Source organism: Streptomyces sp. NPDC051963, assembly GCF_044593495.1.
Taxonomy (GTDB): domain Bacteria; phylum Actinomycetota; class Actinomycetes; order Streptomycetales; family Streptomycetaceae; genus Streptomyces.
The window spans coordinates 988,676-1,002,449 of the sequence record NZ_JBIUCC010000002.1; the positions used below are offsets into that span (position 1 = coordinate 988,676).

Consider the following 13,774-nt stretch of genomic DNA (forward strand, 5'->3'; position numbering starts at 1 on the left):
CACCGACGGCGCCTGCCCCTTGTCCCCGACCGGACGAATGGGCAGGCGCCGCCGCATTTCTCACGCCAGCGCGGTGACCTTCCAGACGGCCAGGACGACGAGCAGCGCGAGGAGCGCCAGGCAAGCCCCCGCCTGCACCGTCGTCCGACGGCGGTCGCGCGGTGCGTACGCGAGGGCGAGCGTCACCACCCCACCCGCGAGCAGCCCGCCCAAGTGCCCCTGCCAGGACGTGAGTCCCGCGGAGATCAGCAGCCACAGCAACAGGCCGGCCATGAAACGGTTGACGGCGTTCATGTCGGCGCCGAGCCTCCGGGCCATGACGTAGTAGGCGGCGCCGACCCCGAAGATCGCGCCGGACGCGCCGACCGTGGGCGTCTCGGGCGCGAGCAGCAGCACCAGCACCGAACCGCCGAGCGCCGACAGCAGATAGAGGGCGAGATAGCGGACGCGGCCGAGCTGTGTCTCCACCACCCGGCCCAGGTTCCACAGGGACGCCATGTTCATCACGATGTGCAGGATCCCGAACGTCCCCTCGGTGGGCGGGAGATGGAGGAAGGCGCCGGTCAGCAGCCGGTACCACTCCCCGTCCACGACCCCCTCCGGCTGGAACCCCGCGGGATACGTGGCCTGCCAGACGTAGTGCCCGCCGTCCGGCCCGGCCAGCCCGGCACCCAGCATCTCGAACCGGTCCACGATCGCCGGACGCACCAACTCGCCCACATACGCGAGCACATTGAGGGCGATGAGCACGTACGTCACGACGGGCGTCGCCGAGATCCGCCCGCCGACGACGGTCCGGGCCTGCCGTACCGATCGTGCCCCTTCCTGCACGCACTCGGGGCACTGGTGACCGACGGCCGCCTCCCGCATGCAGTCCGGGCAGATGTAGCGGTCGCAGCGGGTGCAGCGGACGTGGGACTCCACCTTGGGATGGCGGTAGCAGGTGGTGACGGTGGACTCGGGTTCCACGGAACCGGCTCCTCGTGTGGACTCAGGGGGACGCGGGGGGATGACGGACGGTGAGCCGGTGGGGACGGCGGCGAACAAAATAGCGAACGCCTGTGGACGGAGGGAGAGGCGGGGCCCAAGTGCCGTAGCCTCGGCGTCAGTCCTGGTGAGCGAAGGGGGAGCGCGCATGGCCGCGATCAGTCTCAGCAAGGTGGAGGAGACCGCGCCCGCGCTGGTCAGTCTCTACAAGAGCGCCGGGGTGTCCCTCACGAAGCACGGCCTGGACGGACAGCGGGCGGCGGTCTACCTGGTGGTCGACTACTCCGGGTCCATGAAGCCGTACTACGAGGACGGCACTGTGCAGGCGCTCGCCGACCGGGTACTCGGACTGTCCGCGCACTTCGACGACGACGGCACCGTGCCCGTGATCTTCTTCTCCACGGACGTCGACGCGGTCACCGACATCTCCCTCGCCGACCATCGCGGCCGCATCGACCGGATCGTGGCCGGACTCGGGCACATGGGAAAAACCAGCTACCACCTCGCCATGGACGAGGTCATCGACCACTACCTCGACAGCGGCTCCCAGGACCCGGCCCTGGTGGTCTTCCAGACCGACGGCGGCCCGATCAACAAGGTCGCCGCGGAGCGGTATCTGTGCAAAGCGGCCAAGTTGCCGCTGTTCTGGCAGTTCATCGGCTTCGGGGACCGCTCCAGCAAGCAGTTCGACTTCCTGCGCAGGCTCGACGACCTGGCCGTGCCCGACAGGCGGGTCGTCGACAACGCCGGCTTCTTCCACGCCGGTGCGGACCCGCGGACGGTGTCCGACGCCGAGTTGTACGACCGTGTGGTGGGCGAGTTCCCGAAGTGGCTGGTGGCCGCGCGGGCGCAGGGGATCGTACGGCCGTAATGATGATGATCGTACGGCCGTACCGGTGACGGGTCGTTCGGCACCGTTGGCTTGAGCGGGCCCTCGTGCCACCCTGAGGTTGATCCGACGGGGAGGCGACGACGCATGGACGGCGCACGATCGGGGAACACCGCGGCGCGCAGAGGCGATCCACCCAAGGGTGAGAAGCTCGCCGACTGGGCCGACGGGCGGCTCGGGCTGTATGCGCTGGCCAAGGCCAATATGCGCAAGGTCTTTCCGGACCACTGGTCGTTCATGCTGGGCGAGGTCTGCCTCTACAGCTTTCTCATCCTGATCCTCACCGGTGTCTATCTCACGCTGTTCTTCGAGCCGAGCGGTGTCGAGGTCGTCTACAACGGCTCGTACGAGCCGCTCAACGGCGTGGTGATGACCAGGGCGTTCGAGTCCACGCTCGACATCAGCTTCGATGTGCGCGGCGGGCTGCTGATAAGGCAGATCCATCACTGGGCGGCGCTGGTCTTCGTCGCCGGGATGCTCATCCACATGATGCGGGTGTTCTTCACCGGCGCGTTCCGCAAGCCGCGCGAGCTCAACTGGCTGTTCGGCTGGACCCTGCTGTTCCTCGGCATCATCACCGGTCTGACCGGCTACTCGCTCCCCGACGACCTGCTCTCCGGCACCGGCATCCGCTTCTCGCAGGGCGCGATCCTGTCCGTCCCGATCGTGGGGACGTATCTGTCGTTCTTCCTGTTCGGCGGGGAGTTCCCGGGGCACGACATCATCTCGCGGCTGTTCCCGATCCACGTCCTGCTGCTGCCCGGGATCATGCTGGGCCTGGTGGTCGTGCATCTGATCCTGATCTTCTACCACAAGCACACGCAGTACCCGGGGCCCGGACGCAACGAGAAGTCGGTCGTCGGCATGCCGTTCCTGCCCGTCTACATGGCCAAGGCGGGCGGCTTCTTCTTCCTCGTGTTCGGCGTGCTGACCATCCTGGGCGGCATCGCCAGCATCAACCCGGTCTGGGCCTTCGGCCCCTACCGGCCCGACCTGGTCACCACCGGCGCTCAACCCGACTGGTATCTGGGCTTCTCCGAGGGACTGATCCGGGTGATGCCGGGATGGGAGATCAACGCCTGGGGCCACACCCTGGTGCTGGGCGTGTTCATCCCCTTCTCGCTGTTCCCGCTGATCCTGCTCGCCATCGGCCTCTATCCCTTCATCGAGGCATGGATCACCGGCGACAGACGCGAGCACCACATCCTGGACCGCCCGCGCAACGTCCCCGTGCGCACCGGCCTCGGCGCGGCCTGGCTCAGCCTGTACGCGGTGCTGCTGATCGGCGGCGGCAACGACATCGTGGCCACCCATCTCCATCTGTCCATCAACGCGATCACGTGGTTCGTGCGGGTGGCGTTCTTCGTGGTGCCCGTGCTGACGTTCATGGTGACGAAGCGGATCTGTCTCGGCCTCCAGCACCGCGACCGGGACAAGGTGCTGCACGGCAGGGAGACGGGCACCATCAAACGCCTCCCGCAGGGCGAGTACGTCGAGATACACGAACCTCTCTCCCAGGACCAGTTGCACACCCTCACCCAGCACGAGCAGCATCCGGCGTACGAGGTCGGCCCGCTGGTCGATGCCAACGGTGTCCGGCGGCAGGTCAAGGTCTCGCAGCGGGTGCGGGCGCGGCTGGCGCGGGCCATGTTCGGGCCCGAGGCGAGCATCCCCAAGCCGACGGCCGAGGAGTACCGGCAGATCACGAGCGGCGACCACCACCACTGACGACCAGGGCCCGGCACTCGTCCGGCGTGCCCCAGGCGGTGCGCAGGGCGCGGGCCTTGGTCAGCCACAGCGACAGGTCGTGCTCCGCGGTGTAGCCGATCGCGCCGTGCAGCTGGAGCGCGGTGCGGGCCGTCGTGTACGCCGCCTCGCACGCCGTGACCTTGGCGGCCGCGCTGTCCGCGCTGTCCATGGTCAGCGCGGCTCCGAAGAGTAGGGGGCGGGCGAACTCCAGGGCGATCTTCGCGTCGGCGAGCCTGTGCTTGACGGCTTGGAACGAGCCGATGGGGGCGCCGAACTGGGTGCGCTGTCCTACGTAGGCAACGGTCCTGTCGAGGAGGGCGAGCCCGACACCGAGGGCCTGGGCCGCGACGGCCAGGCGGGCCCAGATGAGTGCCTGCTCGACGGGCGGGGTGGAGGTGAGGAGTTCGCCGCCCGGGGTGAGAGGGGTGAGCCGGCGGGCGGGGTCGAGGGACGGGCGCACGGGGCCGTGGCCAAAGGCCAGGTGCAGGCCGTCGGGGGTGAGGGCGAGGCGGGTCGTGGCCGCGTCGCCGTCGAGGGCGTACGGGCTGTCGTACGCCACCGTCGCCATGGTCTCGCCCGACGCCAGCCGGGGCAGCAGGCGTTCGGTCTTGTCGAGCAGTACCGCCGCTGTCACCGTCTCCACCAGGGGGCCGGGTACCGCATGCCGCCCCAACTCCACGAAGGCGAGCGCGAGTTCGACGGGCCGGGGGCCCATTCCGTCGTACTCCTCCGGTACCGCCAGTGCGAACACGCCCGCCTCCGCGATACGGCGCCACAGCGCGCGTCCGCTTCCGTGCTCGCCGCGACTCCAGTCCCGGATCACCGAGGGCGTGTCGGCGGACGTCAGCAGCGCGTCCAGCGAGGCGGCGAACGCGCGCTGTTCTCTGTCGAGGAGGAAGCGCATCAGCGGCGTCCCTTCGGCATCGAGGGCGTTTCTTCGGGCATCGACGCGGCCTCTTCGGGGTGCGTGGCGTTTGCTTCGGCGTCGGCGGAGCCCTCGCGCATCAGCGGCGTCCTTCCTGCGTCGGCGGAGCCCTCGCGCATCAGCGGCGTCCCTTCGGCAGGCCGAGCAGGCGTTCGGCGATGATGTCCCGCTGAATTTCGTTGGTTCCCGCGTAGATCGGGCCGGCGAGTGCGAAGACGTACCGCTCCGACCAGTCCGTGTCCGCCAACTCGCCGTCCGGGCCGAGGAGATCGAGGGCCGTCTCGTGCAGCGCGATGTCGTACTCGGACCAGAAGACCTTGTTCAGGCTGGACTCCGGGCCGAGTTCCTGGCCGTCGAGGAAGCGGGAGGCGGCGGCGTAGGTGAAGAGCTGGTAGGCGCGGGCGCCGATCAGGGCGTCGGCCACGCGGTTCCTCGCCGTCTCCGGACTGCCGTGCGCCTGCCAGAGGTTCAGCAGGCGGTCGGCGCTCGCGAGGAAGCGGCCGGGGGAGCGGAGGGTGAGCCCGCGTTCGTTGCCCGCTGTCGACATGGTGATCCGCCAGCCCCGGCCGGGTTCGCCGATCACGTCCTCGTCGGGGACGAACACCTCGTCCAGGAACAGCTCGGCGAAGGCCGGCTTTCCGTCGAGGCGGCCGATCGGGCGGACGGTGACGCCCTGTGCGCGCAGGTCGAACATCAGGTAGGTCAGGCCCTGGTGGGGCTTCGGGGTGTCCGGCTCGCTGCGGAACAGACCGAAGGCGCGGTCGGCGAAGGCGGCACGTGAGGACCAGGTCTTCTGGCCGGTGAGGAGCCAGCCGCCGTCCGTGCGGACGGCCTTCGAGCGGAGGGACGCCAGGTCGGATCCAGCCTCGGGCTCCGACCACGCCTGGGCCCAGATCACCTCGCCGGAGGCCATCGGGGGCAGCACGCGCGCGCGTTGTTCCTCCGTGCCGTGGACGAAGAGGGTGGGCGCGAGGAGGTTGATGCCGTTCTGGCCGACGCGGCCCGGTGCGCCTGCCGCGTAGTACTCCTCCTCGAAGATCAGCCAGCTGATCAGGCCCGCGTCCCGGCCGCCGTACGCGCTCGGCCAGTCCACCACCGACCAGCGGTCCGCGGCCAGTTCGGCCTCCCATGCGCGGTGCGCGGCGAAGCCCTCCCCGGTCTCCAGGGAAGGCAGCGGTCGGGACGGCACATGCGCGTGCAGCCAGGCACGGGCCTCGGCCCGGAAGGCGTCCTCGTCCTGAGTGAAGGCGAGATCCATCGGTGGCGTCCCCTTCGGCTGCGGTCTCCTCGACAGTCTTCCCTAACAAGTGTTTGGTAGGTTAGCGTGGCCCTATGACAGGCGTCGAGAGTCCGGCGTACGTGCCCGGACACGGGCTGCTGAAAGGCCGCACCGCCGTCATCACCGCGGCGGCCGGGGCGGGGATCGGCGGGGCGACCGCACGGCGCTTCCTGGAGGAGGGCGCGCGCGTGCTGATCAGCGACACCCATGTGCGGCGGCTCAAGGAGTACGAGGCGGAGCTGGCCGGGGAGTTCGGGGCGGCGGTCGCCGCGCTGCCGTGCGACGTCACCGACGAGGCGCAGGTGCACGCGCTGTTCGAGGCGGCACTCGCGCTGCACGGCCGCCTGGATGTCGTCGTCAACAACGCCGGGCTCGGCGGCACTTCGGACCTCGTCGACATGACCGACGAACAGTGGTCGAGAGTGCTGGACGTGACGTTGAACGGCACGTTCCGGTGCGTGCGGGCGGCCCTGCGGCTGTTTCTGGCGAGCGGGGCGGGCGGGGTGATCGTCAACAACGCCTCCGTCGTCGGCTGGCGCGCCCAGGCCGGGCAGGCGCACTACGCCGCCGCGAAGGCCGGAGTGATGGCGCTGACCCGCTGCGCGGCGCTGGAGGCCGCCGAGTTCGGAGTGCGGGTCAACGCCGTCTCGCCGAGCCTCGCCATGCATCCGCACCTGGTGAAGGTGACCAGCCCAGAGCTGCTGGCCGAGCTGATCGAGCGGGAGGCCTTCGGACGGTACGCGGAGCCCTGGGAGGTGGCCAACGTGATCGTGTTCCTGGCGTCCGGCTACTCCTCGTACATGACCGGAGAGGTCGTCTCCGTCAGCAGCCGGCATCCCTGACGACGGAGCAGACCACAATGTGTTCGTGCCTACGAAGAAGAAGCCCCAGGTGACCGCCGCGCCCGAGCGTCGGCGCGAGCTCCTCGAGACCGCCGCCGAGGTCTTCGCCGAGCAGGGTTACAACGCCACCACCGTGCGCAAGATCGCGGACCACGCGGGGATGCTGGCGGGCAGCCTCTACTACCACTTCGACTCCAAGGAATCGATGCTGGAGGAGATCCTGCGGACGTTCCTCGACGAACTCTGGGACGGGTACGACGCCGTGCTGGGCGCCGCCGAGCTGGGCCCGCGCGAGACGCTCGAGGCCCTGGTCACCGAGTCGTTCCGGGAGATCGACCGGCACCGTGCCGCGGTCGCGATCTACCAGAAGGAGTCCAAGCACCTCGTCGCGCAGGAGCGGTTCACGTTCCTCGCCGAATCACAGCGCAAGTTCGAGAAGGCGTGGCTGTCCACGCTGGAGCGCGGGGTCGCGGCCGAGGTCTTCCGGTCCGACCTCGACGTCCGGCTCACCTACCGCTTCGTGCGGGACACGGTGTGGGTCGCCGCGTCCTGGTACCGGCCCGGCGGACACCACAGCCCGGAGGAGATCGCCCGGCAGTACCTGTCGATGGTGCTGGACGGGATCGCCGTACGCGAATAGCCGTTCATCTGCGAGGGAGTTGCCATGGCCGAGGCCTACATCGTCGAAGCGGTCCGTACGCCCGTCGGGCGGCGCGGCGGAGGGCTGAGCGGGGTCCATCCGGCCGACCTGGGCGCGCAAGTGCTGAAGGAACTGGTCGCGCGCTCGGGTATCGATCCCGCCGCCGTCGAGGACGTCGTCTTCGGGTGCCTGGACGCGGTCGGGCCGCAGGCCGGCGACATCGCGCGCACCTGCTGGCTGGCCGCCGGGCTGCCCGAGGAGGTGCCGGGCGTGACGGTGGACCGGCAATGCGGCTCCTCGCAGCAGGCCGTGCACTTCGCCGCGCAGGGCGTGCTCTCCGGGACACAGGACCTGGTCGTCGCGGGCGGCGTGCAGAACATGTCGCAGATCCCGATCGCCTACGCGACCCGGCAGGCCGCCGAGCCGCTGGGCTTCACCCAGGGCCCCTTCGCGGGCAGCGAGGGCTGGCGCGCGCGGTACGGGGACCGGGCGGTGAACCAGTTCGTCGGCGCCGAGATGATCGCCGGCAAGTGGGGCATCAGCAGGCAGGACCAGGAGGAGTTCGCGCTGCGCTCGCACCGGCGGGCGCTGCGGGCGATCGACGAGGGGCGCTTCGAACGCGAGACCGTGGCCTACGGCCAGGTGACCGTCGACGAGGGGCCGCGCCGGGACACCTCCCTGGAGAAGATGGCCGGACTGAAGCCGGTCATCGACGGCGGCACGATCACGGCCGCCTGCTCCTCGCAGGTCTCCGACGGTGCGGCGGCGATGCTGCTGGCCTCGGAGCGGGCGGTGCGCGAGCACGGGCTGACGCCACGCGCCCGCGTCCACCATCTCTCGGTGCGCGGCGAGGACCCGATCCGGATGCTGACCGCTCCGATCCCCGCGACCGCCCACGCCCTGAAGAAGACCGGCCTGTCCATCGACGCCATCGACCTCGTCGAGATCAACGAGGCCTTCGCCCCCGTCGTCCTGGCCTGGCTGAAGGAGACGGGTGCCGACCCCGAGAAGGTCAACGTCAACGGCGGCGCGATAGCCCTGGGCCACCCACTCGGCGCCACCGGCGTCAAGCTGATGACGACCCTCCTGCACGAACTGGAGCGCACGGGCGGGCGGTTCGGGCTTCAGACGATGTGTGAGGGCGGGGGGCAGGCGAACGTGACGATTGTCGAGCGGGTCTGAGGAGAGCGGCGAGGGGACGGCCGCCCACCCCGCCGGACGGAGTCCGGCGCAGGCTCCCGAAGCCTGGGAGGCCCTCTGGGGCCGAGCAGTGCGAGGGGGCCGTCGGGGATGGTGCCGATGTGCGAGGGCGGGGGACAGGCGAACGTGACCATTGTCGAGCGGGTCTGAGGGACGTGCAGGGGCGTTCGTAGGTCAGCGTGCGAGGGAGAAGCCGAGGATCACCCCTGCGGACACCTCCACCATGCCGGGCGCCAGATCGCCCGCCGAGTTGCCGCCCCCGCCGCCGTGTCCGCGGTACTGGCGGAACTCGTACGACTCCGAGTCCACGTCCTGGATGTGCAGCACCGTGCCCAGCGGCACGCCCGCCGCCTCCGTGTAGACCTCGGCCTTGCGGCGGGCGGCGGCCACCGCCTTCCGTCGGGCCTCGTCGCGCAGCGCGGGCTTGTCGTGCACGTCGAACTCCACGCTGTCGATGCGGTGAGCGCCCGCATCGACCGCGTCCACGATCAGTTGCTGGAGACCGTCGAGCGCCTCGGTCTCCACTACGTACGAGGCCGTGCACCGGTAGCCGAGAAACTTCCGGTCGCTGCCGTAACCGTCGTACTCCGAGCTGAGCTTGAGCCGTGAGCCGGATACCGAGGTGTCCGGTATCCCATGGCGGCGCAGCACCTCACGCAGCCGCGCCACCGCCCCGCCCGCCTCCTGGAACGCCCGGTCCGGCGCCGGCTCCAGCACATCCACCGTCAACTTCACCCGCACCAACTGGGGCTCGACCCGCACGCTGCCCGCCCCGAACACACTCAGCCCCCAGGGCTCACTGATCGTCTCCGTCATGCGGGCATTGAATCACCGGACACCGACAACCCATCCACGATTTCCCGGGCCTCGGCCATCACCCGTTCCACCAGCTCCGCACATGACGGCAGGTCCTCGATCACCCCCGCGACCTGGCCCGCGGCCATCACCCCAAGGTCCGTGCGCCCGTCCACCATCGACGCCCTGAGCAGCATCGGAGTGTTGGCGGCGAGCAGGACCTGGCTCCAGGACAGGTCCTTGCCGTGTTTCAGGGCGAGTCCGTCCCGGATCATCGCCGGCCAGCTGAGGCCGGACAGCTTCCGGAAGCGGGCTGCGTGGCGCACGGCCCGCAGGAGAACCCTCGCCCGGCCGGAGTTCTCCAGGGAGTCGACCAGTTCCGTGCGGAGCATGCGGTGGGGCAGGCCGTCGACTGCCGTGGTGACCGTGACATCGCGGACGGTCGCCGTCAGATACCGCGCCTTCACCGCGTCCGGCACGGTCGAGTCCGAGGTGAGCAGGAAACGGGTGCCCATGGCGATGCCTGCCGCCCCGTACGCCAGTGCCGCGACCAGACCCCGCCCGTCATGGAAGCCGCCCGCCGCCACGACGGGTATCCGCACCGCGTCCACGACCTGCGGCAGGAGCACCGTCGTCGCGACCTCGCCGGTGTGCCCGCCGCCCTCCCCGCCCTGCACGATCACCGCGTCCGCGCCCCAGCCCTCGACCTTCTCGGCATGGCGTCTTGCGCCGACGGTCGGGATCACGACCACGCCCGCGTCCTTGAGCGTGCCGATCAGCTCGGGGGAGGGGGCCAGGGCGAAGGAGGCAACTCTGACGCCCTCCTCGACCAGGATCCGCACCCTGTCCCCGGCGTCCGAGGCGTCGGCGCGGAGATTGACCCCGAAAGGCGCCGTCGTACGGGACTTGACCTCGCGGATCGCCTCACGCAGCCGGTCCGTGGTCATCGTCGCCGAGGCCAGGATGCCCAGCGCCCCCGCGTTCGCCGTCGCCGAGACCAGACGTGGGCCCGCGACCCAGCCCATCCCCGTCTGCACGATCGGGTGGCGGACCCCGACCAGCCGGGTGAGCGCGGTGTCCATCAGGTCCTCGCCCCCTCGGGGACCTCACGCGCACGTGCGTCGGCCGGGTCGAGCTCCTCCCGGATCAGGCGCAGTTCCGCGGGCGTCGGCTCACGGGTGTACGGCACCTCGTCCGGGATCGTGAGGGTGAAGCCCGTCGCGTCCCTGACCTCCTCGACGGTCACTCCCGGATGCAGCGAGGCCAGCCGCATCGAGTGGTCCGGGGTCGCGAAGTCGAAGACGCCGAGGTCGGAGACGACACGGGGGATGCGGTGGTGACGGGCGCCGGCCGCGCGGTCGTACCCCACCCCGCACACCATGTCGACCTTCTCCACGAAGACCCGCCGGGAGTGCTTCGGAACCCAGTAACTGGTCGGATTGTTCAGCGTGTTGACCGGGGCGCCCCGCACGCCCAGCAGCTGTCGCTTCGGCTTCTCCCAGTCGCCGATGCACGAGATGTTCTGGTTGCCGAAGCGGTCGATCTGACTCGCGCCCATCATCACGTGCCGTCGGCCCGAGGTGACCAGGGTCAGATGCTGTCGGTACGGCAACCACCCCTCGACGGTGCCGTCCACGCCGACCAGCATCGCCTCTCCGTCGGTCAGCAACAGGTCCGGCGAGAAGGTGAGCCGGGCCAGGCGCGCGCCGATGGAGGGGATCAGGCCCATGGGGCTCGCCAGGATCTCACCGGCACCGCGCCAAGCCTCGGCGCAGGCGATCACGCAGGACTCACTCCGCGCACAGGTCATGTCTCCTCCGCATCGGGCCCGTTGAGGAACCGCTCGGCGAACTCCGCCCAGGGTGTGGTGGCGTACTCCTTCTGCATGGCCTCGTCGCGGCCGTAGTCGGGTGCGCAGGACGTGAAGTGGGCGCCGCCCGGCGCCTCGACCACGCCCGTCACCGTGTGGCGTTTGATCAGCAGGGTCTGGGGTGCGCCCTCCTTGGTCAGCTCGGGGGTGTCGACGATCCGCTCGCAGGAGACGAACGCCACGTCCGCCGCCTCGCAGAACAAGTCGTCGAAGTACGGGTCGGGACCCAGACACTGGCCGTTGCCCCGTCGGTCGGCGCGGTTGACGTGGACCAGGGCCGCGTCCAGGCGGAGGGCGGGCATGGCCACGAACGTCTCGCCGTCCTCGTACGGCGAAGTCACCGTCCGCAGGCCCGGGTTGACCCGCATCACATCCGATCCGATTCCGGCCCGCACGGGCAGGAAGGGCAGTCGGTTCGCCGCCGCGTGCAGCCCCCACATGAACATCGCCTCGTCGATCTCCATCAGCTCCAGCGCCCCGCGCTCGCGGGCCGCCCGGAAGTGCGGTTCGAGGGGGATCGAGTCGAGGGTGGCGAAGGGGGCGACCAGCTTGCGGATCCGTCCCGCGGCGGCGAGCATGCCGACGTCCGGGCCGCCGTACGACACCACCGTGAGATCGGTGATGCCGGACTTGAGCACTGCTCTCACCAGGGCCATCGGTTTGCGGCGCGAGCCCCAGCCGCCGATGCCGAGGGTCATGCCGCTGTCCAGTCGGGAGACGGCCTCGCCGGCCGTCATCGTCTTGTCGCCCACTCAGTCACCGTCCTTTCCAAAGGTGTCGCGGACCCGGTCGCCCACGCCGCTCACGCTCGCCTCGAAGGTGAAGCCCTGCTCGAAGCGGTAGCTGCGGCGTACGTCCACCGGGTCGATGCCGTTGATGGCGGCCTTGGCCAGCCGGAGCAACTCCCCGTCCTTGGCGGCTATCTCGCGGGCCAGGTCGAGGGCGGCGGCACGCAGGTCGGCACGGGGCACCACCCGCCACACCGAGCCGTGCGCGTGCAGCTCGGCCGCGCTTGCCGTGCGCGAGGTGTAGTACAGGGCGCGCATCAGGTGCTGCGGGACCAGCCGGGCCAGATGGGTGGCGGCGCCCAGCGCTCCACGATCCAGCTCGGGCAGCCCGAAGGAGGCGTCCTCGCTCGCCACGATCACATCCGCGTTCCCCGCCAGACCGATGCCGCCTCCCAGACAGAAGCCCTGCACCGCCGCGACCACCGGCACCTCGCACTCGTACACCGCCGAAAACGCCGCGAAACAGCCCCGGTTGGCGCCGACCAGCGCGCCCTGTCCGCGCGCCTGTATCTCCTTGATGTCCACGCCCGCGTTGAACCCCCGTCCCTCGGCGGCCAGCACCACGCACCGGACCTCCGGGGCGCGGCCGGCCGTGCGCACCGCGTCGGCCAGCGCGAACCAGCCGTCCACCGGCAGGGCGTTCACCGGTGGGAAGTCGACCGTGACCACGGCGATGCCGCTTTTTTCGAGCCCCATTTCCGGGGACGAGGTGGAGACACCCATGGACGCATCAGCTACCTTCGCACTCAGCTGCCTTTCCACCAAACATTTGTTAGGTGTGAGGCTTCGAAGCTAGCAGCAGGCGGATCTCGGCGGGAGGCCCTGTGGAAAACCGAGCGCCCGACCCTGTGGAAAACTCCGGCAGCGCCCGCGACCGGCGTCTCAGCCCTCGCGATCGGCCACTCAGCGGTCGAGTCGCCGTCGTCACCGGCGGCACTCGTGGGGTCGGTGCGGGGATCGCGAGGGCGTTCGTCGAGGCGGGCGCCGAGGTCGTCACCTGTGCGCGCCGGCCGCCCGAAGTCCCGGTCAAGGGAACCGAGTTCGTGCCCGTGGACCTGCGGGACCCGGACGCCGTACGTGCTTTCTTCGCCGGACTGCCCCGGCTCGACGTGCTCGTCAACAACGCGGGCGGCGGGCCCTACCGGCGGCTGGCCGACGCGGGCGCCGAGCGACATGCACGGGTCGTCGAGCTGAACCTGATCGCCCCGCTGACGGCCTCGCTCGCCGCGTACGAGCACCTCAGGCGGGCCCGTGGCGCCGTCGTCATGATCGGCAGCGTCGGCGGCGGCCGCCCCTCGCCCGGCTCGGCGGCGTACGGCGCGGCCAAGGCGGGCCTGGAGAGCCTCGCGCGTTCGATGGCGGTGGAGTGGGCGCCGGAGGTCCGGGTCAACACCCTCACCGTCGGCATGGTCCGCACGGAGCTGGCCCACCTGCACTACGGCGGCGAGGACGGCATCGAGGCGGTCGCCCGCACGGTCCCCCTCGGCCGCCTCGCCGAACCCGCCGACATCGGCGCCGCCGCGGTCTTCCTCGCCTCCGACGCGGCCGCCTACATCAGCGGGGCGAGCCTGCTCGTGCACGGGGGAGGGGAGCGCCCGGCGTTCCTGGATGCCGCAACTGCCAACAAGGAGACGTGAGATGAGCCCGGGGGACAGGGGTGTCGTGTGAGGCGGTCCGGCAATCAGGAGGGGCGGGGGAGGAAGACCGGCGATGAGGAGGGCTGGGGGAGGAGAACCGGCGATGAGGAGGGCTGGGAGAGGAGGACCGGCAGTGAGAAGGGCCGTGTGGCGAGGACCGGCATCGAGAAGGG

15 protein-coding genes are annotated in these 13,774 nt (G+C 70.4%); 6 read left to right on the top strand and 9 right to left on the bottom strand.

The window, feature by feature from the left end; all coding sequences use genetic code 11:
- Window positions 1-60: 60 nt before the first annotated feature.
- The gene (locus tag ACIHFB_RS10895; RefSeq protein WP_400126423.1) at window positions 61-969 is read right to left on the bottom strand and encodes a rhomboid family intramembrane serine protease; all 909 of its coding nucleotides are present in this window, start codon (window positions 967-969) and stop codon (window positions 61-63) included.
- Between the two features lie 166 nt (window positions 970-1,135).
- Between ACIHFB_RS10895 and ACIHFB_RS10900 the strand changes: the two genes are divergently transcribed.
- Window positions 1,136-1,858 (top strand): vWA domain-containing protein, encoded by a 723-nt coding sequence (locus tag ACIHFB_RS10900; RefSeq protein ID WP_400126425.1) that lies wholly within the window; start codon window positions 1,136-1,138, stop codon window positions 1,856-1,858.
- A gap of 105 nt (window positions 1,859-1,963) precedes the next feature.
- Window positions 1,964-3,604 carry a cytochrome bc complex cytochrome b subunit gene (locus ACIHFB_RS10905; protein ID WP_365277633.1) on the top strand — a complete coding sequence of 547 codons (1,641 nt, stop codon included), beginning with the start codon at window positions 1,964-1,966 and terminating at the stop codon, window positions 3,602-3,604.
- Here the strand turns inward: ACIHFB_RS10905 and ACIHFB_RS10910 are convergent.
- The 3 genes from ACIHFB_RS10910 to ACIHFB_RS10920 are packed head-to-tail and all read right to left on the bottom strand — an operon-like array spanning window position 3,579 to window position 5,808.
- Window positions 3,579-4,529, bottom strand: a complete 951-nt coding sequence (locus ACIHFB_RS10910) for an acyl-CoA dehydrogenase family protein (protein ID WP_400126427.1) — start codon at window positions 4,527-4,529, stop codon at window positions 3,579-3,581. The two genes, ACIHFB_RS10905 and ACIHFB_RS10910, sit on opposite strands and share 26 nt — an antisense overlap.
- Entirely contained in the window at window positions 4,529-4,669 is a 141-nt protein-coding gene (locus ACIHFB_RS10915) for a hypothetical protein (protein ID WP_400126429.1), read from the bottom strand. The genes ACIHFB_RS10910 and ACIHFB_RS10915 overlap by 1 nt, the downstream gene beginning before the upstream one ends.
- Window positions 4,669-5,808 (bottom strand): acyl-CoA dehydrogenase family protein, encoded by a 1,140-nt coding sequence (locus tag ACIHFB_RS10920; RefSeq protein ID WP_400126430.1) that lies wholly within the window; start codon window positions 5,806-5,808, stop codon window positions 4,669-4,671. The genes ACIHFB_RS10915 and ACIHFB_RS10920 overlap by 1 nt, the downstream gene beginning before the upstream one ends.
- Before the next feature lie 74 nt (window positions 5,809-5,882).
- On the opposite strand from ACIHFB_RS10920, the gene ACIHFB_RS10925 reads away from it, so the two are divergent.
- The 3 genes from ACIHFB_RS10925 to ACIHFB_RS10935 are packed head-to-tail and all read left to right on the top strand — an operon-like array spanning window position 5,883 to window position 8,493.
- Window positions 5,883-6,671: an SDR family oxidoreductase gene (locus ACIHFB_RS10925; protein ID WP_365277644.1), complete on the top strand. Its 789-nt coding sequence runs from the start codon at window positions 5,883-5,885 to the stop codon at window positions 6,669-6,671.
- A gap of 25 nt (window positions 6,672-6,696) precedes the next feature.
- Window positions 6,697-7,311 carry a TetR/AcrR family transcriptional regulator gene (locus ACIHFB_RS10930; protein ID WP_365277647.1) on the top strand — a complete coding sequence of 205 codons (615 nt, stop codon included), beginning with the start codon at window positions 6,697-6,699 and terminating at the stop codon, window positions 7,309-7,311.
- A gap of 24 nt (window positions 7,312-7,335) precedes the next feature.
- The gene (locus ACIHFB_RS10935; RefSeq protein ID WP_400126433.1) at window positions 7,336-8,493 is read left to right on the top strand and encodes an acetyl-CoA C-acetyltransferase; all 1,158 of its coding nucleotides are present in this window, start codon (window positions 7,336-7,338) and stop codon (window positions 8,491-8,493) included.
- Window positions 8,494-8,685: 192 nt separating this feature from the next.
- Here ACIHFB_RS10935 and ACIHFB_RS10940 read toward each other — a convergent pair whose 3' ends face one another.
- Genes ACIHFB_RS10940 through ACIHFB_RS10960 form a run of 5 tightly spaced genes read right to left on the bottom strand, consistent with a single transcriptional unit; the run spans window position 8,686 to window position 12,687 of the window.
- A complete protein-coding gene (locus ACIHFB_RS10940) occupies window positions 8,686-9,327 on the bottom strand; it encodes an SIMPL domain-containing protein (RefSeq protein ID WP_400126435.1) in 642 nt (213 codons plus the stop codon).
- Window positions 9,324-10,388 (bottom strand): nitronate monooxygenase, encoded by a 1,065-nt coding sequence (locus ACIHFB_RS10945; RefSeq protein WP_365277655.1) that lies wholly within the window; start codon window positions 10,386-10,388, stop codon window positions 9,324-9,326. Before ACIHFB_RS10945 ends, ACIHFB_RS10940 begins: the two co-directional genes overlap by 4 nt.
- Window positions 10,388-11,116 (bottom strand): CoA-transferase subunit beta, encoded by a 729-nt coding sequence (locus ACIHFB_RS10950; protein ID WP_400126437.1) that lies wholly within the window; start codon window positions 11,114-11,116, stop codon window positions 10,388-10,390. Before ACIHFB_RS10950 ends, ACIHFB_RS10945 begins: the two co-directional genes overlap by 1 nt.
- On the bottom strand, window positions 11,113-11,928 hold the full coding sequence (locus ACIHFB_RS10955) for a CoA transferase subunit A (protein WP_400126439.1): 816 nt from the start codon (window positions 11,926-11,928) through the stop codon (window positions 11,113-11,115). The genes ACIHFB_RS10950 and ACIHFB_RS10955 overlap by 4 nt, the downstream gene beginning before the upstream one ends.
- Window positions 11,929-12,687, bottom strand: coding sequence for an enoyl-CoA hydratase family protein (locus ACIHFB_RS10960; RefSeq protein WP_400126441.1), 759 nt, complete (start codon window positions 12,685-12,687; stop codon window positions 11,929-11,931).
- 125 nt (window positions 12,688-12,812) lie between these two features.
- On the opposite strand from ACIHFB_RS10960, the gene ACIHFB_RS10965 reads away from it, so the two are divergent.
- A complete protein-coding gene (locus ACIHFB_RS10965; RefSeq protein ID WP_400126763.1) occupies window positions 12,813-13,601 on the top strand; it encodes an SDR family oxidoreductase in 789 nt (262 codons plus the stop codon).
- The last annotated feature ends 173 nt before the right edge of the window (window positions 13,602-13,774 follow it).

Bases quoted from the DNA above. Each gene is read 5' to 3' on its own strand.
- ACIHFB_RS10925 (WP_365277644.1), top strand. From the start codon at position 5,883: ATGACAGGCGTCGAGAGTCCGGCGTACGTGCCCGGACACGGGCTGCTG.
- ACIHFB_RS10950 (WP_400126437.1), bottom strand. From the start codon at position 11,116: ATGACCTGTGCGCGGAGTGAGTCCTGCGTGATCGCCTGCGCCGAGGCT.
- ACIHFB_RS10905 (WP_365277633.1), top strand. From the start codon at position 1,964: ATGGACGGCGCACGATCGGGGAACACCGCGGCGCGCAGAGGCGATCCA.
- ACIHFB_RS10910 (WP_400126427.1), bottom strand. From the start codon at position 4,529: ATGCGCTTCCTCCTCGACAGAGAACAGCGCGCGTTCGCCGCCTCGCTG.
- ACIHFB_RS10940 (WP_400126435.1), bottom strand. From the start codon at position 9,327: ATGACGGAGACGATCAGTGAGCCCTGGGGGCTGAGTGTGTTCGGGGCG.
- ACIHFB_RS10920 (WP_400126430.1), bottom strand. From the start codon at position 5,808: ATGGATCTCGCCTTCACTCAGGACGAGGACGCCTTCCGGGCCGAGGCC.
- ACIHFB_RS10935 (WP_400126433.1), top strand. From the start codon at position 7,336: ATGGCCGAGGCCTACATCGTCGAAGCGGTCCGTACGCCCGTCGGGCGG.
- ACIHFB_RS10915 (WP_400126429.1), bottom strand. From the start codon at position 4,669: ATGCGCGAGGGCTCCGCCGACGCAGGAAGGACGCCGCTGATGCGCGAG.
- ACIHFB_RS10945 (WP_365277655.1), bottom strand. From the start codon at position 10,388: ATGGACACCGCGCTCACCCGGCTGGTCGGGGTCCGCCACCCGATCGTG.
- ACIHFB_RS10900 (WP_400126425.1), top strand. From the start codon at position 1,136: ATGGCCGCGATCAGTCTCAGCAAGGTGGAGGAGACCGCGCCCGCGCTG.
- ACIHFB_RS10960 (WP_400126441.1), bottom strand. From the start codon at position 12,687: ATGGGTGTCTCCACCTCGTCCCCGGAAATGGGGCTCGAAAAAAGCGGC.